The sequence below is a fragment of the Prosthecobacter sp. genome (genome assembly GCF_044227185.1).
Lineage (GTDB): Bacteria > Verrucomicrobiota > Verrucomicrobiia > Verrucomicrobiales > Verrucomicrobiaceae > Prosthecobacter.
The window spans coordinates 125,345-148,873 of record NZ_JBGAFO010000011.1 but is presented as its reverse complement, the minus strand read 5'-3'; the positions used below and the strand labels follow the sequence as shown (position 1 = coordinate 148,873).

The following is a 23,529-nucleotide window of genomic DNA, read 5'->3' as shown; positions in this document are numbered from 1 at the left end:
GATGAGCTGTGGCAGGCCCGGCGCGGCGGGCGCGCTGAGATCCACGCTGAAGATTTCACCATCGCTGCGGTTCACGCCGTAGAGCGTGCTGCCCTCGATGTCGATGCCCGAGATCAGCGCGATGGACTGGCCGCCAGGCACCATGGCGACAAGCTGGACGTCCGTGACGATGGTGTTCAGGAGCTCGCCCGTCGTCGTGCTGTAGCGGCGCACTTCGCGGGTGTCATTGGTCTGCACCACCAGGTACAGGTTGCCGTCCGGTCCGAAGTTCATGTCCTCAACACCGGCCTGTGTGATGAAGGTGTAGGGCGCCGTGGCGCCGATGGGCTTGCCGGGATTGCTTCCCGTCGGGCCCTGGAAGCGCACGACGCGGCCGCCGTTCACATCAAACACATAGAAGTTTCCGTCCGGGCCGATGGCAAACTGTGTCACCAGGCTCATGCTCGCCGTGCTGTTGTCCAGCACCGAGCCCAGGTCCACGCCGCTCGAGCTGATCTTGCGCAGGTTGCTCGCGCCGTAGTGTGCCACATACCAGTTTCCATCCTGGCCCAGCTCCATGCCGTAAGGCACGTCTCCGTAGTCCGCATTGCCCTGGCTCAGGCTGTTGCCAAACGCCGATACCAGCGATCCCGAATAGAGTCCCGTGCTCGCATTGAAGGCCTGGATGCTGTCCGCCTGTGTTGCGGACACATAGACGCTCGGCGTCACATTGAGGAAGCCGAAGTCGATGGTCAGTTCGTCATACGTGCCGCCGCCGGTGCCCGGCTCATCCGCCGCGGTCAGGGTGATCACAGGACTGTTCACCGCGCCGCCGCTGAGCTGGAGGCCGTTGTCATCATTGTCCACGCCATTGTCCACGAAGGTCGTGTTGCTGCTGGAGAGCGGCTGCGTGCCGGGCGCTCTCGGGATGCGCACATAGACCTTCAGCGGCGGCACCGAGGTGAACAGATACGCACCGCCGCCGCTCGTGGTGGTGCTGCGCAGCAGCACGTCATCCGTGCCGCCGATGCTGCCGTCCGCGCCCGTATTCCAAAGCTCCACCGCCACGCCGTCGATGCCCGGCTCGCCGTTGTCGCGCAGGCCGTTGTCATTGGTGTCCTGCCACACCAGATTGCCCACGTTCAGGCCGCGGAACAGGCCGAAGTCGATGGTGTTGTCCGTGTCCGCGTCGCCATCGTCCACGGTCGGCTCTCCGCCTTTCGTCAGCGTCACGATCGGCGAGAACACCGGCGTGCCGGGTCCGCCCGGCTGCGAGGCCGCGTTGTTGTCATTGTCCACGCCGTTGTCCAGGTTCACCGGATTGCCACCGATGATGTTCAATGCGGAGGGCATCAGCACGCGCATGAAGAAAGTGCCCGGCTGCAGGTTGATAAAGCTGTACTGGCCGGATGCGTTCGTCGTCGTGCTGGTGAGCATGAGGTCGCTGTTCGGGCCGCTGCCGCCGATGGCGTGATCCGCGCCCGGGTCCCACAGCTCCACCGTGATGCCGCTGAGCCCCGGCTCGCCCACATCGCGCAGGCCGTTGAAGTTGCTGTCCTCATAGACCGTGTCACCGAGGCTCAGTCCTTTGACGAGCAGCGAGTAGGACTGCGTGGCGGAGCAGTTGTTCGCATCCGTGCTGCGCACCGTGAAGCTGGCCGTACCATACTCCTGCGGCGAGCCGGAGATCAGACCGCTGGAGGAAACCGTCACTCCCGCCGGCGGCGAGCCCGCGATCACCGCATAGGTGTACGGCCCCGTGCCGCCGCTGGAGGTGAGCTGCTGGCTGTAGGCCGTGGCGTAATATCCGCTGGGCAGCGTCGTCGGCGTGATGTTCACCGCCGGGCAGCTCACCGTCAGCGTATAGACCTGGGTGGCGGAGCAGTTGAAGGAATCCACCGTCTGCACCGTGAAGCTGGCCGTGGTGGCCTGCGTGGGGGTGCCGGAGATGAGGCCGCTGCTGCTCATCGACAGCCCCGCGGGCAGCGTGCCGTTGGTAACGCTCCATGTGTAGGGCGCGCTGCCTCCCGTGACATTCAGCGACGCCGTGTAGGACGTGCCCACGACGCCGTTGGAAAGCGTCGTCGGCGAGATCGTCAAGGTCGGGCATACGACGATGATGCTGTAGGGCTGGGTGCCCGGCGCGCCGTTCACATCCAGCGCCTGCACGGTGAAGTTGTAGGTGCCCGGTGTGGCCGTGGGCGTTCCGGAGACGGCGCCCGCCGTGGAGATCGAAATGCCCGCTGGCAGCGTGCCCGTGAGCTTGCTGAAAGTGTAGGGCGCCGTGCCGCCGGTCGCAGTGAGCTGCTGGAAGTAGGACACCAGGCGCGTCGCATTCGGCAGCGTCGTCGGATTGATGTAGATCGGCGGATAATTCACCGTGAAGGTGTAGGACTGCGTGGTGGAGCAGTTGTCCGCATCCGTGGCGCGCAGCACAAAGGTGCTGCTGCCCAGCGCCGTGGGAGTGCCGCTGAGCACGCCGCCGCTGCTCAGGCTCATGCCCGTGGGCAGCACACCGGAGGCCAGGCTCCAGGTGTAGGGGGAGGTGCCATTCCCCGCCGTCAGCGTCTGGCTGTAGGCCGCATACTGCGTGCCTGCGGGCAGAGTCGCCGGAGAAATGGAGAGCGTCGGGCAGGCGATCACAAGGCTCAGCGCCTTCGTGGCGGAGCAGCTCACGCTGTCCGTGGCGCGCACCGTGAAATTGTAGGTGGCAGGCGCGGACGTCGGCGTTCCGGAAATCAGACCCGTGGTGCTCATCGACATGCCCGAAGGCAGCGCGCCGGAGATGACGCTCCAGGTATAGGGCGAGGTGCCGCCGGACGCGCTGAGCTGCTGGTTCGGATACGCCACGTTCTTCGAGGCGTTCGGGAAGGTCGGCGCGGTGATGGTGAAGGACGGGCAGTTCACCGTGAGCGCATACGTGCCGGACTTGGCGCAGCCGTTCGCATCCGTGGCGGTGATCGTCACATTGTAGGTACCCGGTGCGCTGGAGGGTGTGCCGCTCAGCACTCCGCCGCTGCTCAGCGTCATGCCCGTGGGCAGAGATCCCGTGAAGCTCCACACATAGGGGCTCGTGCCGCCGCTGGCCGTCAGCGTCTGCGCTGTGTAGGCCGCATATTGGGTGGCCGCGGGCACCGTGGCCGGGCTCAGAGAGATCGTCGGGCAGGTGACCACCCATGTAAAAGATGTATCCACCAAGCAGCCGGTGGTGCCGGTGCTGCGGATCACAAAGGTGTAAGTGCCCGGAGCACCGGTGATGGTGCCGGAGAGCAGGCCGCTGCTGGAAAGTGTAGCGCCGGCCGGGAGCGTGCCGGAGGGCTGGGTGTAGGTGTAGGGGGCGGTGCCGCCGGTGGTGCTGAACTGCTGGCTGAAGGCCGTGTTTTGAACCACCGAGGACAACGTCGTGGGCGAGAGCGTGAGCGTCGGGCAGACGACGGCCAGTGTCATCGCCTGCGTGGCGGAGCAGTTCGAGGCGTCCACCACTTTAACCGTGAAGCTGTAGCTGCCCGCAGCGGCCGTCGGCGTGCCGCTGAGCACGCCCGCGCTGGAGAGTGCGAGACCGCTCGGCAGAGTGCTGCCCGCGGCCAGACTCCAGGTGTAGGGAGAGTTTCCGCCTGCAGCGCCGAAGGTGGCGGAATAAGCGGAGCCCTTCTGCGCGTTCGTCAGCGTGGAAGGCGTGATGGTAATGACCGGGCAGGAGTGCAGGCCGAAGTCGATGGTGTTTTCCGTGTTCGTGGCGCCGGTGCTGCCGGGCTCTCCGCCAGGTGTGAGCGTGAAGACCATGCTGCTCACCACCGAGCCCGCGCCGCCTGGCTGGCTGCCGTTGTTGTCATTGTTCACGCCGTTGTCCGTCGTCACCACGGTGCTGCTGGCCAGCGAGTAGGCTGCCGGCGGTGTGAGGCGCACGTAGTAGTTGCCTCCCGTGTAAACTTTGAAGCTGTAGGCGCCGCCGCTCAGCGTGGAGGTGGACTGCAGCACCGTGTCAGCGTTCGAACCGCTGCCGCCCACCGCATTGTCCGCGCCCGGGCTCATGAGGTCGAGCTGCACGCCGGTCACGCCGGTTTCCGTCGAATCTTTGAGACCGTTGTTGTTCGCATCATTCCACACCAAGTCGCCCACCGTCACGCCGGTGAAGAGGCCGAAGTCGATGGTGTTGTTGCCATTGGTGCCGTCTCCATCCACCGCCGTTGCAGGCTCCGTGCCCACCTCCAGGTCGATCACCGGGCTGTACACAAAGGTGCCCGCGCCGCCCGGCTGGCTGCCGTTGTTGTCATTGTCCACGTCGTTGTCCGTCGTCGTCGCCACGCTGCTGGCGCCCGGCACGCTCGCCGTCGGTGTCACGCGCACGTAGTATCTGCCCGGCACCAGGTTCGTGAAGGAATACAGGCCCGTGCTGCTGGTGAGCACGCTGGCCCCCACCTGCGTGTCCGCATTCGCGCCGCTGCCGCCGATGGCGTTGTCCGCCCCCGGGCTGAAGAGCTGCACCGTGGCGCTGCTGATGCCCAGCTCGGTGCTGTCCTTGATGCCGTTGCTGTTCGCATCGTTCCACACCAGGTTCCCCACGCTCACCCATGGCGAGACCGAGCACGGCTCCGTGGCGATGGTGAACACGCCGGAGGAATCCGTCGCGAAGCTGCCGTCCGTCACCCCATCGGTGTAGCTGAAGGCCGTCAGCGCGCCGTTGCTGTCATACGTCGGTGCGCTGGCCAGGTCCACCATGTGCAGCACCATGCCGCTGCTGCCGCCCATCTGGATGCCTTCCCACGTCGCGGAGTTCACGCCCATCGCGCTCCAGTTCGTGGCATTGTTCACGCGGCTCACGTCGATCACGCTCTGGAAGCGCACGATGCCGCTATTTTCCGTCACCGTGTTCAGCAGCACGTCCGCCGCGGTGCTGCTGCCCGCCGCCGTGCTCACCATCAGGTTTGCCGCCGTCTGCCAGCTCTGGTAGCCCAGCGTGGTGTCATATTTGTAAATGGTCACCACCGGGCTCGAGCGCGTGATGCCGTTCACATACACGATGGCGTGGTCCGCCGTGCCCGGGTTTCCGCCCGTGCTCACCAGGAACCACAGCGCGTCCACCTTCGCGGCTCCGAGCTGCGTGAAGGTCAGGTCCAGCTTCAGGCGGCTCAGCGCCGCGTCATACACCACGTCCGCGTTGCTGATCGTGGCGATGCTGTTCGGCGTGTAGTTGAAGTCATAGGCCTGCGCCGGCGTCCACTCCGTGGCGCCCGTCAGCACCCCGTCGCCGTTGCTGTCCATCGCCAGGAAGTGGTAGCAGCCCGTCGCGCTCGGCCCGCTGGACTTGAACCCGAAGTCGATGGTCATGTTGCCGTTGTTGTCGTCCGAGTCATCGATCGTGTTGAAGGCGCCGCTCTCGCCGTTGGTGTTGATCGGCTCGCCGCTGTCGCTCAGAGAAATCAGCGCGCTGCTGATGCCGTTCACCGAAGGCTGCGCGTTGTCGATGCCGTCATCGTTGCCCACGATGTTGTCGTCCACGTCGTTGTCAGACGAGCTGGCGGGGAAGATGGAGACCGTGTTCACCAAAGGCTTGCCCGTGGCAAATTCGGAGGCCGGCACGCGCACATAGTAGGAGCCCGGCACCACGTTGCTGAACAGGTACTGGCCCACCTTGGCGGAGTTTGTGCTTGTGGTGGTGCTGGTGACGAACGAGCCCGCGCTGTTCAGCAGTTCCACGCGCACCCCGCCGATTCCTTCGCCGGTGTCATAGACGCCGTTGTTGTTCGCATCCTTGTACACCAGGTTGCCGATGCGGCAGAAGGTCGGTCTCAGACCAAAGTCGATGGTGTTGTCCGCGTTGCTGCCAAACGGCGCCAGCAGGCTGCCCGGCTCCGTCAGCGCGGACATCGTGATCATCGGCGAGTAAATCGGCGCGCCCGTGGCGGACTGCGTCACGCCGTTGCTGTCGTTGTCGATGCCGTTGTCCGCATTGCTGCTCGTGCTGCTGCGGCGCGGATGGGTGATCGGTGGCGTGAGCTTGATGTAGAACTTGCCGGCGCTCAGTCCCGTAAAGCTGTAAAGCCCGTCGCTGCCCGTGGTGAAGGTGGATCCGACTTTCACGTCGTCGCTGTTGTTCACCGTCGAATCCGTGGAGCTGTACAATTCAAGCTGCGCCCCCGGCACGCCCGTCTCACCGGCGTCAAACACGCCGTTGTTGTTCGCGTCGGAGAACACCAGGTTCCCCATCGTCAGAGCGGCGCTGAAGCCGAAGTCCACCGTCATGTCCTGATTCCCGCCGCCGCTGGCGAGGTTGCCGGGTTCTTTGCCCAGCGCGAGGTTGATGACCGGGCTGGAGACGGCGGAGCCTGCGCCGCCGGTCTGGATGCCGTTGCTGTCATTGTCCACGCCGTTGTCCAGGTTCACCGCCGGAGAGGCCGTCGGCCACGCTGGGTCTGGGTTTGGCAGGCGCACAAAGTAGTTGCCGGAGGAGAGCCCGCTGAAGAGGTAGTAGCCGTTCGCGTCCGTCGTCGTGGTGGAAATCAGCGTGTCGTCGCCAGTGTTCGCCGTGTTGTCAGCGCCGGGATTCATGAGCTGCACCGTCAGGTTCTGCAGGCCTGGCTCGCGCGGGTTCTTGATGCCGTTGCCGTTCGTGTCCGCCCACACGTAGTCGCCCAGCGCCAGCGTCTGCGGGTTCGTCGTCGCGCTGCCCTGCAGCAGGATGTTGTCGATGTCGATGTACCCGGAGCCGTCGCCGCCCCACAGGTAGATTTCGATCATGAACGACTTCCCAGCGAGCTGCGAGCCCGTGGGCACCGCCGTCGCGCCGCCCAGGAAGCTGCTCCACGCCAGGTTCATCGAGTACCACGACCCTGTCGCCGGCAGTTGGAAGGTGTTCGTTACCGCGGTGCGGATGGCGCTGCCCTCCGCCCACGACAAGAACACCTTCCCCTGCACCGGCGCAGTGGTACCCACACGATACAAATCAAAAAGAAGGTTGCCGATGTTGCCGTTCGCCGTCGGATCCATGTCAAAGCGGATCCACAGGCTGTCCGGGCGCTGCACCAGCGTGCTCGGCGCGGCATCATACCCCGTGTCATAAGCGGCGTCCCAGTCGCGCATGCGGCGGGAGAGCGAGCCCGTGCGGATCGGTCCGTTGTTCGCCGGTTCGCTGATGTCCGTGAGGCCGTTCATGTCGTCCTCGATCTGGATCTTCGCCGCGTTCACCACGGCGCCGCTCTTGAAGCTCGGCGGTGCAGGCAGGCCGCCGCTGCTCGTGTTCAGGGTGTACTCCAGCAGGTTCGTCAGCGATGCCGGCACCGCGCGCAGTGCAAAGTCCACCGTGTTGTCCGCGTCGATGCCGCCCGCCACGTCGCCGGGCTCGCGTCCAATCGCCAGCGTGATGACCGGGCTCACAATCGCCGTGCCGCTGCCGCTGGACTGGATGCCGTTGTTGTCATTGTCCACGCCGTTGTCCAGGTTCACCTGCGGGCCGGAGGAAAGCGGCTGCGCCGTCGGCGGCGTGGCGATCTTCACATAATACTTGCCGGGAGCCAGGCCGCTGAAGGCATAGGCACCGGTGCCGTCAGTTGTCGTCGTGCCCTGGGACACGTCGTCCCCGTTGCCGATCACGGTGTCCGTGGTGGCAAACAACTGCAGCGAGACGCCGCTGATCCCCTGCTCTCCCACATCCTTCGTGCCGCTCTGGTCCAGATCTTCCCACACCGAGTTGCCAAGCGTGAGCCCGTTGATCACCGCAATGTAGTCGCGCGTGCCGGAGCAGGTCGCGCTGTCCACACCGCGCACTGTGAAACTGTAGCTGCCGGTGGCCGTCGGCGTGCCGCTGATCACTCCCGTGCTGGTGTTCAGCGTCACTCCCGGTGGCAGGCTGCCGGCCGTGACGGAGTACGTGTAGGGGCTGATGCCGCCGCTGGCCGTCACGGTCTGGCTGTAGGACTGGCCGCGATAGCCGGAGCTCAGGCTCGTGGGGCTCAGCGCCAGTGTCGGGCAGCTCACCGTGAGGCTGATCGTGGTGTCCACCAAACAGCCGTAGGTGTCGCGCGCTTCCGCCGTGAAGGCATAGGTGCCCGGGGCCGTCGGCGTGCCGCTCAGCACACCGGCAGAGCTCAGCGCGAGTCCGGGCGGTGCGCTGCCGGTGGGCACGCTCCAGGTGTAGGGTGCGGTACCGCCCGTCGCGCTCAGCGTGGTGCTGTAGCTGGTGGCCACCGTGCCCGCCGGAACCGTCGTCGGCGAAACCGTGATGGTCGGGCACTGCAGCGTGATCGTGTAGCTGATCGTTCCCGGGCAATTGTTCTGATCCATCGCCTGGATCGTCACATTGTAGGTGCCCGCGCTGCTCGTCGGCGTGCCGCTGATCAGGCCGGAGGTGGAAATGCTCATGCCCGTGGGGAAGGCGCCGGTCTTCAGCGTCCACGTCTTCGTGCCCACACCGCCCGTGGCCGTGAGCTGCTGCGAGAAAGCGGTGCCCACCGTCGCCGTCGGCAGCGAGGCCGGGGTGATAGTAATGGCCGCGCAGTTCACGCCGAGAGACAGCGCCTGCTGCTGCACGCAGCCGTTCAGATCACTGGCCTGGACGGTGAAATTGAACGAGCCCACCGCCGTCGTCGTCCCGCTGATGAGACCCGCGGAGGACACCGTGATGCCCGCGGGCAGCGTGCCGGAGGCCACCGTCCAGGTGTAGGGCGTCGTGCCGCCCGTCGCGGTGAGCTGCTGGCTGTAGGCCACCGTCGTCGTCGCCTGCGGCAGCGTCGTCGGCGTGATGCTGATGGCCGGGCAGTCAAAGAGGATGGAGCAGTCGCGCGTGCCGGTGCAGCCTGACGAATCCGTGGCCTGCACGCGGAAATTGAAGGTGCCAGGAGCCGCGGTCGGCGTGCCGCTGATCACGCCCGCGCTGCTCAGCGTCAACCCCGTGGGCAGCGCGCCGCTCACCACCGTCCAGGTGTAGGCCGGGTTGCCGTTGCTTGCCGTCAAAGTCTGGCTGTAGGCCTGATACTGGCGGCCGTTGGGCAGCGAGGTCGGGGTGATGCCGATGGCCGGGCAGTTCACATGCAGCGTGTAGCTGCGCGTGCCGGAGCAGTTCGCGGCATCCGTGCCCTTCACCACCACCGTGTAGTCTCCTGGCACCGCTGTCGGCGTGCCGCTGAGCAGGCCCGCGCTGGAGAGGCTCATGCCCGTTGGCAGCGCACCGCTCTGGATGCTGAAGGTGTACGGAGCGCTGCCGCCCGTGCCGTCCAGCAGCACCGCGGAGTAGGAGGCAAACTGCTGCGCATTCGGCAGCGTGCCCGGTGTCAGGGTGATCGTCGGACAGATGACTTTCACGCTCAGCGCCTGCGTGCTCACGCAGTTGTTCGCGTCACGCGCGCGCACGGTGAAGGAGTACGTGCCCGGCGCGGAGCCCGGCGTGCCGCTGATCACCCCCGCGCTGCTCAGGCTCATGCCCGTCGGCAGCGCTCCGGTGGTGATGTCCCAGGTGTAAGGCGCCGTGCCGCCCGTCGCCGCCAGCGTCACCGACGTATAAGCCGCATACTGCTGCGCGTCTGTGAGCGTCTTGGGAGAAATATCGATGCTCGGGCAGCCCACTGTCAGCGAGTAGCTGCGCAGGCCGATGCTGCTGTAGAAGTCGCTCGCGCGCACCGTGAAGGGATAGATCGCCGGCACCGCCGTGGGTGTTCCGCTCAGCACGCCAGTCGTGGGGTCCAGCGTCAGGCCGGTCGGCATGCCGTTGTTTCCGCTGTTTGTCACCGTGTAGCGGGCCAGCGCCTCCGCGCTGCTCAGCGCGCGGTTGTAGATCACCACTTCGTCCAGCGCGCCGTTCCAGCAGGTTCCCGCCGTCGCGCTGCCGCCCATCACCAGCGGCTGCGTGGAGTGGCTGACGGCCGTGGTGAAGGCCTTCGAGGCGATCTGCACGCCGTTCACATAGATGCGCAGGTTCGTCAGGTCATACGTCGCCACCACATGGTTCCAGCTTCCCACCGTCAGAGCCGCGTCCACAAATTCAGAGGTGCCCGCCACCGAAGTCGTGCCGTTGATCCAGAAGCGCACCGTGCTGCCGCCGCTCTTCTGGATCAAACCGTAGCCATTCGCCGGAGCTGCAACATTGGAGGTCTTCTCAATGAGGATCTGATCCGCCGCCGGCGTGGCGCCCGCGGGCTTCACCCAGACTTCCACGCTGATCTGCGCCGGACGCATCACCGACTGGTCCGCCACCTGCACATAATCATTCACGCCGTCAAAGCTGAAGGCGCGCCCCACCACTCCGGCGCTGAAGGCCGCGCCATTCATGAGCACGCCGTTGTTCCCCGCCACCACTTCCGTCGCGCCGTTTTCGCCCGGCCACCAGGCCGCCGCTCCGCTCAGCGCGGAAGGTCCGTAGCTCCACCCATACGGCGAGGTGCCGCCCGAAGCCGCCAGGCTCTGCGTGTAGGCTGCATACTGCGTCGCCGCGGGCAGCGTGGCGGGCGTCACCGTCACGAGGGCATTGCTCAGCGTCAGCGTGTAGTTCTGCGTGCCGGAGCAGCCGATGCTGTCCGTGCTGCGCACTGTGAAGCTGTAGCTGCCAGGGGCCGCGCTGGAGCCCGGCGTGCCGCTGATCACGCCCGCGCTGTTCATGCTCATGCCATTTGGCAGCGCGCCGCTGCTGATGGCGTACACATAGCCGCCCGAGCCGCCGCTGGAGGTCAGCGTCAGCGGATTGTACGCCACATACTGCGTGGCCACCGCCACCGTGCCGGGGCTGATGGTGATCACCGGACAGGCGCGGAAGCCAAAGTCGATGGTGTTCTCCGTGTTCGAGTTCCCCGTGCTGCCAGGCTCGCCGCTCGCCGTCAGCGTGATCACCGGGCTGATCACCGCCGTGTTGATGCCGCCGCTCTGGATGCCATTGCTGTCATTGTCACGACCGTCATCGGAGGTGTCCACCACGCCCGAGACCAGCGGATAGGCCGCCGGCGGTGTCGGCACGCGCACGCGGTAGTTCGCCGGCTGGTACACCGTGAAGCCATACACGCCCGAGCTGTTTGTCGTCGTGGTGGCGATCACCGTGTTCACCGTGCCGTCCAGCAGTTCCACCGTCACGCCCGAGCCCACGCCTGTTTCACCGGTGTTGAAGGCGCCGTCATTGTTCGCGTCAATGAAGAGCTGGTTGCCCAGCAGGATGCCGGAGAACAATCCAAAGTCGATGCTGAGCTCCGTGTCGGGATTTGTGTCGCCGTCGTTCACCGGTTCCGAGCCGTTCGCCAGCATGATGACCGGGCTGTAGAGATACGTTCCCGGCCCGCCCGGCTGGCTGCCGTTGTTGTCGTTGTTCACGCCGTTGTCCAGCGTCACCACGTTGCCGCCCGTCGCCTGAATGCTTGCCGGTGGCGTCACCCGCACCACGTACTTGCCTTCGGCCAGTCCGGTGAAGTTGTAGGCACCGGCGGAGCTCGTCGTCGTCGTGGCGATCAGAAGGTCGTCCGCGTCCCCCGCCACGTCGTTCGTGCTGCGGAAGAGATCCACCACCACGCTGCTGATGCCGATCTCGCTCGTGTCGCGCACGCCGTTCTTGTTCGCATCATTCCACACCAGGTTGCCGATCGTCAGCGTGGCCGTCGTGTTCACCTGGCAGAGATAGACGAGGTCAGCCGCCACCGCGTTCGTGCTGCTGCCGCCGGAGAGCGCCAGCGTCGCCGTGTCGATCTGCGATGCGGTCGCGCCATTGGCCACGCGGAAGTGGTAGGTGAACTGGCGCCACAGCGGCTGCGTGCTGTTTGCCGCAGCCTCCGTCCAGTTGTTGTAATCCGACGCGCCAAAGGCCGTGTACGAAATCGTGCCGCCGCTGTAGCCGCAGCACTGGCTCACTCCCGGCGCCGTCGCGCTCATTTCTCCCTGCGGCACCGTGTAGTACTGGTACAGGCCCGGCGTTGCTCCGGTGATGATCTGGAAGATCTGCGCATTCGCACCGAGATTCCACAGAATGGAGGCCGCGCCGGAGGAGGCGCTCGTGGCCCACACGCTCAGCTCATATTCTTTCCCGGCCTGCAGCACGCTGCTCCAGTTGCCACCGCCCGCGGGCATCAGGTTCACCGAGGAATTCGTTCCCTGCAGCAGCAGCATGCGCTTGCCGTGGCGGCTCTTCGCGCTCTCCACCCAGGACACCTTCGAGCCCGTGCTGCCCGCCGCCACCTGCACGCGCTGCACCGGCTCGCCGAGGCCGCTGGTGCCGTTCGTACCGCCCAGCCACTGGAAGGCATTGATGCCGCTGCCCAGCCCCGTGCCCGTGCCGTCATAGCTCAGCACGCTCACGCCCGTGCCCGTCGTATTCGGCAGCCCCTGGAATTCAAAGCTCGGGTTGTCGATCAGGTTCGTGATCTGGCAGGGGTTCGCATTTGCAAAGCCGATGTCGATCGTGCTGTCCGCATCCGTGTCGTCACCATCCACTCCCGTGGCCGGTTCGGACGCCGGAGACAGCGTGATCAGCGCCGTGTACACCGCGAGCCCCGATGCCGCCTGCAGACCGTTGTTGTCGTTGTTCACCCCGTTGTCCAGATTCACCTGGCTCGTGCTCGCCTTCGGGTAATATGTCGGCGTCGTGGGAATGCGCACGTAGTAGATCCCCGGCGCCAGGTTGTTGAAAAGATACAGCCCGTTCGAGTCCGTGGTGCTGGAGGCCAGCAGCACGTCATCGCCGCTGCCGTTGTTCCCCACGCCATTGATGCCCGGAGACCAGAGCTGGATGGGCAGGTTCGGCACGCCGCTTTCCGTCGTCCCCTTCAGCCCGTCGTCATTCATGTCCACCCACACCTGGTTGCCGACCGCCATGCCCTTGATGTTGAAGGTCACCGAAGTCGTCGCGCTCTGGCAGTTGTAGGCGTCCGTGGCGCGCACGGTGATCGTGTAGCTGCCCAGCGTCGTGGGCGTGCCGCTCACGCTGCCGTCCGCGGCCATGCTGAGTCCCGGTGGCATTGTCCCGCTCATCAGCGCAAACGAATACGGCGCAGTCCCGCCGCTGGCCGTGATGCTCTGCGCAAACGTCGTCTGCAGATACCCGTTTGCAGGCGTCGTTCCGCCTACGGTGATCACCGGGCAGACCGGCGTGACCGTGTAGGTGCGCGAGCCGGAGCAGCCGTTCGCATCCGCGGCGGTCAGCGTGAAGGTCACCGGCGTGGTCGTGGTGGCCATGCCGCTGAGCACGCCCGTGCTGCTGCTCAGGCTCAGCCATGCGGGCAGTCCTGTCGCGCTCCACGTCAGCGGCGTTGCGCTCGTGCCGGTGGCGGTGATGGTCTGGGAGTAGCTGATGCCCAGCGTCGGCGCCGGCAGCGCGGCGGGGCCCAGCGTGATCACAGGACATACCTGCACCTGGTAGTTCGCTGTGCTCACGCATCCCGTGGAATCCGTGATCGCCACGGTGATGGCCGCCTTGCTGCCGTCTCCCGTGGCGGCCGTGCCGCTGAGCACCCCGCTGCTGCTCAGCGTGAAGCCCGCTGGCAGCGCGCCGCTGAGCAAGGCGTAGCTGTAGGGCCCGGTGCCGCCGCTCGCCGTGAAGGTCTGCGAATAGGCGCTGCCCGCCGTCGCGCTCGGCAGCGCGGCCGGGGTCACGCTGAAGACCGTGCAACGCGGGTCCACAGTGTACACCTGCGAGCTCACGCAGCCGTTCGCATCCGTGGCCGCCACCGTGAAGGTGCTCGGCGTGCTGTCGGTCGGCGTGCCGGAAAGTTTGCCCGTCGCCGCATTCAGCGTGCACCACGTCGGCAGCGTTCCGCTCACCACCGTGTATTGATAGGGCGCCGAGCCGCCGGAGGCCGCGATCGTCTGGGAATAAGGCAGCGTCACCGTCGCCGGCGGCAGGCTGGACGGCGTCATGCTGATCACCGGGCAGATTTGCAGCGCCGGCCACGCCTTCGTCCCCACGCATCCGTTCGGGTCCGTGGCCGTGATGGTCAGGTTCACGCCGAGGCCGTTCGCCACCGTCGGCGTGCCGCTGATCACTCCCGTGGTTGCGTTCAGCGTCAGTCCGGCAGGCAGGTTGCCGCCCGAGACACCCCACACGTACTCCAGCCAGCCCGTCACCGGCTGCAGCGTCAGGCTCGGGCCGGACCAGTACAGCTTCGCCACGGCATTGCCGCCGTTTTCATAGTATTCCACACGAATCGGCACCACCGTCCCCGCGGTCAGGCTGATCGTGCCCGTGTAATTCGTCGCGCCCTGGTCCGTCCATTTGTCGATGATCAGCGTGTTGTTCACCCACACCCGGATGCCGTCGTCGCTCGTGGTCTGGAAGGTGTACGTACCTGTCGTCGCTGGCCGCACAAAGCCGCTCCACCGCACTGAGAACTGATCCACCGGCACCAGCGCATCCGGCGAGCCCGCGCCCCAGTCATTATCGATCGAGGCCTCCTTCCGCGTCAGCACCAGCGTCTTGAAATTCAAGCCGGAGTAATACTGCGCCGTCAGGCCGGTGGCCGGTGAGGCGCTCAGCGACTGGCTGTAGGGCACGCCCACCGTGCCCCCTGCAGGCGCTGCCGGGCTGATCGTCACCGCCGGGCACACTGGCGGCAGCGTGTAGGTCCGGGAGGCCGTGCACAGGTTCGCATCTGTGGCGATGACCGTGAAGGTCACCGCGGTCGAGTTCGTCGGCGTCCCTGACAGCACGCCCGTGTTTGCATCCAGGTACAGCCACGCGGGCAGTCCCGTGGCGCTCCACGTCACCGGCGTGGCCGTTGTTCCTGAGGTCGTGACTGTCTGCGAATACGGCGTGCCGATCACCGGTGAGGGCAGCGTCGTCGGGTTCACCGTGATCACCGGGCACACCTTGATCCGCAGTGGCTGGTCGCGGAAGCACGTGTTCGCATCCGTCACGCGCACTGTCACCGTCGTGCCGTTCACTCCGCTCGTCGGCACCGTCGGCGTACCGCTGATGCCGCCCGTGCTGCTCATGCTCAGACCTTCCGGCCACGTGCCCGCGGAAGTGCTCCATGTGTAAGGCGTCGCCGCGCTCCCGGTGCCGCTCAGCGCCTGCGTGAAGGCCGTGCCCACCGTGCCCGTGGGGATCGTGCTCGGCGTCACCGTGATGACCGGGCAGGAGCGGAAGCCAAAGTCGATCGTGTTTTCAAAGCTCGTGCTTCCCGTGGACCCCGGCTCCGTGCCCGTGGCCAGCGTGATCACCGGGCTCGTCGTCACCGTGCCCGCGCCGCCGTTCTGCACGCCGTTGCTGTCATTGTCCACGCCGTTGTCATCATAGACTGTCAGCGTCGCGGAGGTGTAGGCCGCCGGCGGTGTGGGAATGCTCACACGGTAGGTGCCTGGGGCCAGGCCGCCGAAGAAGTATTTGCCGCTGCTGTCCGTCGTCGTGCTCAGCAGCACATTGCTCGTGCTCGCATCCACGAGCTGCACGGTCAGGCCTGCCTGCCCCGGCTCCGTGCCGGAGTCAAACAAGCCGTTGCCGTTGAGGTCGGCAAACACCTGGTCTCCCAGGCTCACGCCATCGCCCAGCGCAAAATCCACGGTGAAGTTCGTGTTGTTGTTGCTGTCACCATCATTCACCGACTCCGTGCCGGGAATCAGCGTGATCATCGGGCTGTAGATCGGCGTTCCCGGTCCGCCGGGCTGCATCCCGTTGTTGTCATTGTCCACCCCATTGTCCAGCGCCACCACCACGCCGGAAGTCACCGGCAGCGAAGCCGGCGGAATCACCTGCACATAATACGTGCCGGAGGGAATGGCGCTGAAGACATAAGCCCCGCTGCTCGTGATGGTCACCGGCGTGCCCACTTCATAGTCCGCATTCACCCCCGTGCCGCCGCGCACGCCGTCCGCGCCCGGATGGAAGAGATGCACCACCGCGCCCACCGCGCCCGTTTCACCGTAGTCCTTGATGCCGTTGCGGTTCGTGTCCTGCCACACCGCATTGCCCAGGCACAGCCGCGTGTCCGCCACCGCCACCTTCTGGAACACCATCGAGTCTTCCACGTTGTAGGGGTTGTTGCCGTACACGCCCATCGTCGTGCCGTCCGCGGAGATGCCGTCCCCGCCGTTGTAGACGTTCCAGTAGGAGTACGTGCTGTCCTGCGCCACATGGCCGTCAGAGACCAGCAGGTCCGAGATCTTCGTGTACAAATCCGCCGGCGTGTCCCACATCACCGCAAAGCTGCCCGTGGACGCCGTGCTGTAGATCGAGCCCAGCACCCGCCCCGTGTCGCTCACCGCGCCCACGATGCCGCCCAGCCCGTCCTGCGGCAGGATGCGCGGCAGGTTCGTGCGCGTGTTCGTCTGCGTGTCATACACAAACGGCACCGGCACGCCGGAAATCTTCTGGCTCGATCCGATGTAGCGCCCGCTCGGGCTCACCCGGCCCGCGTTCAGCGAGCCTCCCGCGAAGGTCACCACCACCGTGCTGTAGCCCGCCGCGGGGCTGCCGCTCAGCACCTTGCCCACGCCGCTGCTGTCCGTCACGAGAAGCTTCGTGCCATCCGCCGAGGCGTCCACCACTTCACGCACGCCGGAGATCGCCGTCCACGCGCGTGTGCTCAGGTTCCAGTAGCCTCCCTGGGACAGCACCGGTCCCCCGGGGCCGTCCGGGTCCACCGTGCCAAACGCGTAGGCGCTGTCAGCCGTCAGCGCGCAGGGGCTCGCGCTCAGGCTGCTGCTCGTGTCATACGGCGTCAGCAGCCGCACCACGCCGCCGTTCGTGTAGTACCAGGGAATGATGTTCACCTTCGCCCCTTTGCTCCACTTCTCATAGCCCACCGCGTCGCCGCTGTCGTTCACATCACGTCCCATCGCATAGGGATGGCTCGAATCCAGCAGCGGCACATCCACGTTCACATCCGTGAGCGTGTTCATCAGGAAGCCGTGCGAGGTCAGCCCCGTGCGGATGCCCGTGATCCACCGCCCGTTCGGCGACATGTTGTACAAGCAGTTCCCCAGCGTCGTGTTCTCTCCGCCCAGCACATCGCGCCCCAGCCGTGTCACCAGGTACGCGCCGCCCACGCTCTGGTTGAGCGGCGTCGGGCAGTCGGACACCACGTTGGAGGAGATCGTCATGCCGCGCGTGATCGTCGTCTGGCAGCTCGTCGCGTCCGTGACTTTCACCGTGATGCTGAAGCTCCCCGCCACGCTCGGCGTGCCGCTGATCGCTCCAGTCGTTGTGTTAAAGCTCAGCCCCGTCGGCAGCGAGCCGCCCGTAATGGCATACGTGTAGGGCGCCGTGCCGCCCGCCGTGATGAAGCTCTGTGCGTAGCTGCTGCCCACCATTCCCACCGCCAGCGTGCCGGGGCTCACGCTGATCACCGGGCACTGCGGCGTGATCGTGTAGCTCTGCGTCACCGCACAGCCGTTCGCATCCGTGGCGCTGATCACAAAGGTCTTCGCCCCCGGGCTCGTTGGCGTGCCGCTCAGCACACCGGTGCTCGTGTTGAAGGTCACTCCCGCGGGCAGCGTGCCGCTGGCCAGCGCCAGCACATACGGCGAGGTCCCGCCGCTCGCCGTCAGCGTCTGCGAAGAGCTCGCTCCCACCGTCCACGTCGTGGTCAGAGATGGCAGCGTGATCACCGGGCAGATTTTCAAGCTCACCGCCTGATCCTTCACGCAGCCGTTCGCATCCGTGCTGCGCACCGTAAAGCTTCCGCCCGCGCCATTCGCCGTCGTCGGCGTGCCGCTGATCACACCGCCGCTGCTCAGGGAGAGCCCGGACGGCAGCGTGCCGCTGCTGATCGTGTAGGTGTAAGGCGAGGTGCCGCCGCTGGAGGCAAGATTCTGCGTGTAGAAGCTGCCCGCTGTTCCCGCCGTGGCCGTTGTGGGCGTGACGCTGATGACCGGGCACACCTGCACCGTCAGCGCGCTCGTGGCCTGGCAGCCGTTTGCATCCGTGGCGCGGAAGGTCACGCTGGCGCCCGTGGCATTGACCGCCGTCGGCGTGCCGCTGATCACTCCCGTGCTCGCATTCAGCGCGAGTCCCGTCGGCAGCGTACCGCTGCTCACCGCCCAGGTGTATGCGGCGCTGCCACCGCTGGCGCTCAGCGTCTGCGAGTAGGCCGTGCCCACCACCGCCTGCGCCAGCGCCACCGGCGTGATGCTGATCGTCGGGCACACCGGCGCCAGCGTGCAGGCCAGCGTCTTCGAGCAGCCGTTCGCATCCGTTCCACGCACGGTGAAGGCCGCCGTCGTCGTATTCGTCGGCGTGCCGCTGATCACACCCGCAGAGCTTAGCGTGGCCCAGGCCGGCAGCGTGCCGCTGGCCAGCGTGTAGGTGTAGGGAGAGCTGCCGCCGCTCGCCGAGATCGTCTGCGAATACGCCACGCCCACCGTCGGTGTCGTCAGTGTGGCCGGTGTCAGCGTGATCACCGGGCAAACCTGCAGCGCCAGCGTCTGCGAGCCCTGGCAGCCGTTCGCATCATTCACCCGCACCACGATGGAGCTGGCCGGGCTCGCCGCCGCCGTCGGCGTGCCGCTGATCACTCCCGTGCCCGAGTTCAGCGTCAGCCCCGCGGGCAGCGTGCCGCTGATCAGCGTCCACGAACTGTAGGGCGCGATGCCACCGCTTGCCGCCAGCGGCTGCGAGTAAGCCGTGCCCACCGTTCCCTGCGTCATCGTCGTGGGGCTGATGGTGATCGTCGGGCAGGATGGCGTGATCGTATAGGCGCGCGTGCCTGCGCAGCCGTTCGCATCCGTGCTCTTCACCGTAAAGGTCGCCGCAGTCGTGCCTGTGGGTGTGCCGCTCAGCACGCCCGTGCTGCTCAGCGTGGCCCACGTCGGCAGCGTGCCGCTGGCCAGAGTGTAGGTGTAGGGAGTCGCGCCCCCGGAGGCCGTGATCGTCTGCGAATAGGCCGCGCCCACCGTCGGTGTGCTCAGCGTCGTCGGTGCCAGCGTCACGGCCGGGCAGATTTGCAGCGTGTAGGTCTTCGTGCCCGCGCACAGGTTCAGCGTGCTGGTGGCAGCGATGGTCACGCTCACCCCGCCCGCATTGCTCGCGGTGGGCGTGCCGCTCAGCACGCCGGAGGTTGCATTGAGGGACAGTCCCGCCGGCAGCGTGCCATTCGTCACCGACCACGTGTAACCTCCTGAGCCGCCCGATGCGGTCAGCGTTTGTGAATACGCGCTGCCCACCGTCCCCTGCGGCAGTGTGGACGGCGAAACCGTGATCACTGGGCAGCCCATGGCAAACGTCATCGCCTGCGTGCCCTGGCAGCCGTTGCCATCCGTCGCGCGGACTGTCACGTTGGCGCTGGTGCCCGATGAAGGCGTGCCGCTCACCACACCGCTGGAGGCATTCAGCGAAAGCCCCGCCGGCAGCGAGCCGCTGACCACCGCATACGTGTAGGTCCCGGACCCGCCCGCGGCGCTCAGCGTCTGCGAGTAGGCGGTGCCCACCGTGCCGCTGGCAGGAGTCGTCGGTGAGATGGAAATGACCGGGCACACCTGCAGCGTGACGGCCTGCGTTCCCTGGCAGCCATTCGCATCACTCACACGGAAAGTGATCGTCGTCGCCGGACTCGCCGAGGCCGTCGGCGTACCACTGATGACACCCGTGCTCGGATCCAGCGTCAGCCCTGCTGGCAGCGCTCCGCCCGTCACGGTCCATGAACTGTATGGGGCGATGCCACCGCTCGCCGCCAGTGTCTGCGAATACGCCGCACCCACCGTCCCCTGCGCCAGCGCTGTCGGTGTGATGGAGATCGTGGGGCATGAAGGGGTCAGCGTGTACGCCAGCGTGGCCGCACACCCGTTCGCATCCGTCACGCGCAGCGTGAAGATCGCCGTGGTCGTGGTGGTGGGCGTGCCGCTGAGTACTCCCGCAGAAGTCATCGATGCCCAGCTCGGCAGTGTGCCGCTGGCCAGCGTGAAAGTGTAGGGCGCTGTCCCGCCGCCGGCCGTGAGCGTTTGGGAATAGGCCGTGCCCACCGTCGGCGCTGGCAGCGTCGTCGGCGTGAAGCTGATCACCGGACAGATTTGCAGCGTGATCGCGCGCGATCCCTGGCAGCCGTTTGCATCGCTCGCCCTCACCGTGACCGAGGTGGAGGGACTCGCTGAAGCTGTCGGCGTTCCGCTGATCACGCCCGTGCCCGCATTCAGTGTCAGTCCCGCTGGCAGCGTGCCGGCCGTCACCGTCCAGCCGCTGTACGGCGCGATGCCACCCGTGGCGCTCAGCGTCTGCGAATAGGCGCTGCCCACCGTACCCTGCGCCAGCGATGCGGGCGTGATCGTCACCGCCGGGCACACCGGCGTGATCGTGTACGCCAGCGTGGTCGCGCAGCCGTTCGCATCCGTGGCGCGCACCGTGAAGCTCGCCGTCGCCGTGCTGTTTGGCGTACCGCTGATCACGCCTCCGGAACTCAGTGTGGCCCACGTCGGCAGCGTGCCGCTGGCCAGTGTATAAGTGTAGGCGGCCGTGCCACCGGAGGCGGTGAGCGTCTGCGAATAGGCCGTGCCCACCGTCGGCGTCGGCAGGATCGCAGGCGTGAGCGAAATCACCGGACAAATCTGCAGCGTGATCACCTGCGAGGCCTGGCACCCATACGTGTCACTCACCCGCACCGTCACCGTGGTGGACGGGCTCGCGGATGCCGTCGGCGTTCCGCTGATCACACCCGTGCTCGCATTCAGCGAAAGTCCGAGAGGCAGCGTGCCATTGGTCACCGTCCACGCGCTGTAGGGCGCCTTGCCACCGCTCGCGCTCAGCGTCTGCGAGTAGGCCGTGCCCACCGCGCCCTGTGCGAGTGTGGCCGGCGTGATGCTGATCGTGGGGCACACCGGCGTCACCGTATAGCTCTGGATGTCTTTGCATCCCGCGGCATCCGTCGCCTGCGCGGTGAAGACCGCCGCCGTCGCGCTCGTGGGCAGGCCGCTGATCGTCCCGTTGCTCGTGCTCAGAGACAATCCCGCCGGCAGCGTGCCGCTGGTCACCGCCCAGGTGTAGGGAGAAATGCCGCCCGAGGCGCTGAGCGTTTGTGAGAAACTGGTGCCCACCGTCGGCGTGTTCAGCGTGGCCGGACCCACGGTCACCGCCGGGCAGGTCGGTGTGACGCTGCAGGCCAGCGTGCCCGTGCAGCCCTTCGCATCCGTCGCGCGCAGCGTGAAGCTGGTCGCGCTCGAGCTGGTCACCGTGCCTGAAATCACGCCCGTGCTCGCATTCAGCGTGAGCCCCGCCGGCAGCGAGCCCGTGGCCACCGCATAGGTGTAAGGCGAATTGCCGCCGCTCGCCGTCACTGTCTGCGAATACGCCGTTCCCACCGTCGGTGTCGCCAGTGTCGTCGGGCTCAGCGTGACCGCGCTGCACGTCACATTGATCAGATAGTCTTCCACCTCGCCCGGACCGCTCGCGCCGGACGAGCCGGGATTCGTCACCGCCGTCAGCCGGAACCGCGCCCCCAGCGCGCCCACCGCCGAGTTGGCCGGGACATTGAAGGTATAGCTCTGGCTCGCATTGCTCGTGCCCGTCGGAATGGTGACGTTGTTGATGATCTGGTCGCTGGCGTCCGTCAGGGAGCCGTTGTTGTTGAAGTCGATCCAGCCGTTCAGGAATGCCGGTGCTCCGCTCGTGTTCGTCACCTTCACCGTCACGCTCACGCCCGTGGCCCCCTGCACCACGCTCGCCGGCAGCGTCACGCCGTCTTCATCATCCAGCCAGTTCACATCGTCCGCGTTCGCAGACGTGTTGAACGCCGCCGGAATATCGTAGTCGATCAGAGATCCCATCAGCAGCGAGCTGTACACCGTGTCGCGCGCCACCGGAAACACCGAGTAGTCGCCGAAGTCATCCAGCACCTGCGTAAACTCATACCGCATCGCGCCGCCGGAGATTGCATTGGCGGCCACGCTGGAATTCACCACCGTCGCCACGCCCGTTGTTTTGTCCAGGGTGTAGAGCGCCGTCCCCGCCTGCGCATACAGCGTGCCGTAGCCGTCTGTGGAAAGACCGAAAACATCCGCGATGGATGTTCCCGAGGAGTTTTTGATCTGCCCCACAAGCTGCGTGGCCGTGCCGCCTGCGGGCACCTTGTAGAGATAGAAGGAGTTGAAGCTGCTGCCTGCAGTCGTGTAATACAGCTCGTTCCCGATCCATGCCAGGTCCCCCGCGCTGTCCAGCGCTTCACCGTTCGGCGCTGTCGAGGGTGAAGTGTAGATGCGCGTCGGCGTCGTGGTTGTCCCAGTGCTCAATGACGAGACATTGAAGGTGTAGATGTCCCCGTCGTTCACGCTGCTCATGTAGGGCGTGCCGCCGGCATCAAACACCAGGCCGTTGAAGCTGTTGGAACTTCCAAAGCCTCCGGCCCTCGTCACCGCCCCTGTGCTGGGATTGATCGTGTAGATGTTGTTGAAGTCGATGCCGTACAGCACTCCCGAAGGCGACCACGCCAGGTCCGTCAGGTAGTGCGAGCTGGAGTCCTTCGTCTGCCCCACCGTGGTTTTCGTGCGCGTGGACACATCATAGGTCTCCAAATATCCCGTGCTGCCGTTGCCTGAAGTCATGTACAGCAGGCTCGAATACGCGCTGCCAGACGCCACCGTCATCAGGTAGTCCTGCGAAGCCGTGCATCCGTACTTGTCGCTCACCTGCAGCGTGAAGCTGTACGTCCCCTTCGCTGTCGTCGTCCCGCTCAGCACCCCCGCGCTGCTCAGAGACAGCCCCGTCGGCAGAGTGCCGGACGTCACCGACCACGTGAACGGAGAGTTCGCCGTTCCGGACGTCGCCGTGGCCACCAGCGTGATGTTCACCGCTGCGGACAGCTCCCACGATCCCAGCGCAAACGGGGAGATCGCGTAGCTCGTGCACGTCGGCGCCATCGTGTAGCTCCGCGTGCCCACGCAGCCTGCTGCATCCGTGGCCTTGATCGTGAAAGTCTGGCTGTCGTCGGCGGTCGGTGTCCCGCTCAGCGCCCCGCCTGAGGTGAGAGTCAGCCCCACCGGCAGCGTGCCGTTGCTCACGCTGAAACTGTAGGGCGAGGTGCCACCCGTCGCGCTGATCGCCTGTGAATAGGCTGCGCCCACCGTCGCCGTTCCCAGGGTCGTCGGCGAAACCGTGATCGCCGGGCAGATTTGCACCAGATAGTCCTCCACCTCGCCATTCCCGGTCACTCCCGTCGAACCAGGAGAGCTCGTCGAGGTCAGTCGCACGCGCACACCCACATTCCCGACCGTCGCGCCAGACGGCACGGTGAACGTGATCGTCTTGTTCGAGTTCGAGGTTCCCGTGGCGATCACCGTGTTCGTAGCCACCTGCTCGCCCGAATCGGTCAGCACGCCGTTCTTGTTGAAATCGATCCACGCATTGAGATACACGCTCGCGCCGCTGGTGTTCGTCACGTTCACGATCATGCTGCCGGACGTGCCTGCCACCAGGCTCGCGGGCAGCGTCACACCGTCTTCGTCGTCCGTTCCTATCACATCGTCCCCTGTCGCGGAGGTGTTGGCCGTGATGCTCGCCTCACTGTCCGTCGTGGCGCCGATTCTGATCGTGGACACTGTCGTGCTGCCCGCGTTGCTGAAACCGTTGTAGTCGCTGTAGTCCGTCGCTCCCATCGTCGCCGAGACCAACGCCAGAAACATCGCCACCCCCGCCAACACCCGCCACACCGGCGCGCAACAATGGATCTTCAC

At 66.1% G+C, this 23,529-nt stretch carries 1 protein-coding gene (running past one end of the window); it reads right to left on the bottom strand.

Features of this window, described 5'->3' with window-relative positions:
* Positions 1–23,529 carry the 5' portion of a putative Ig domain-containing protein gene (locus ACILSQ_RS23620; RefSeq protein WP_395746135.1) on the bottom strand. It extends 6,948 nt beyond the left edge of the window, so the window shows 23,529 of its 30,477 coding nt (coding positions 1–23,529); its start codon is at positions 23,527–23,529; its stop codon lies off the left edge, out of view.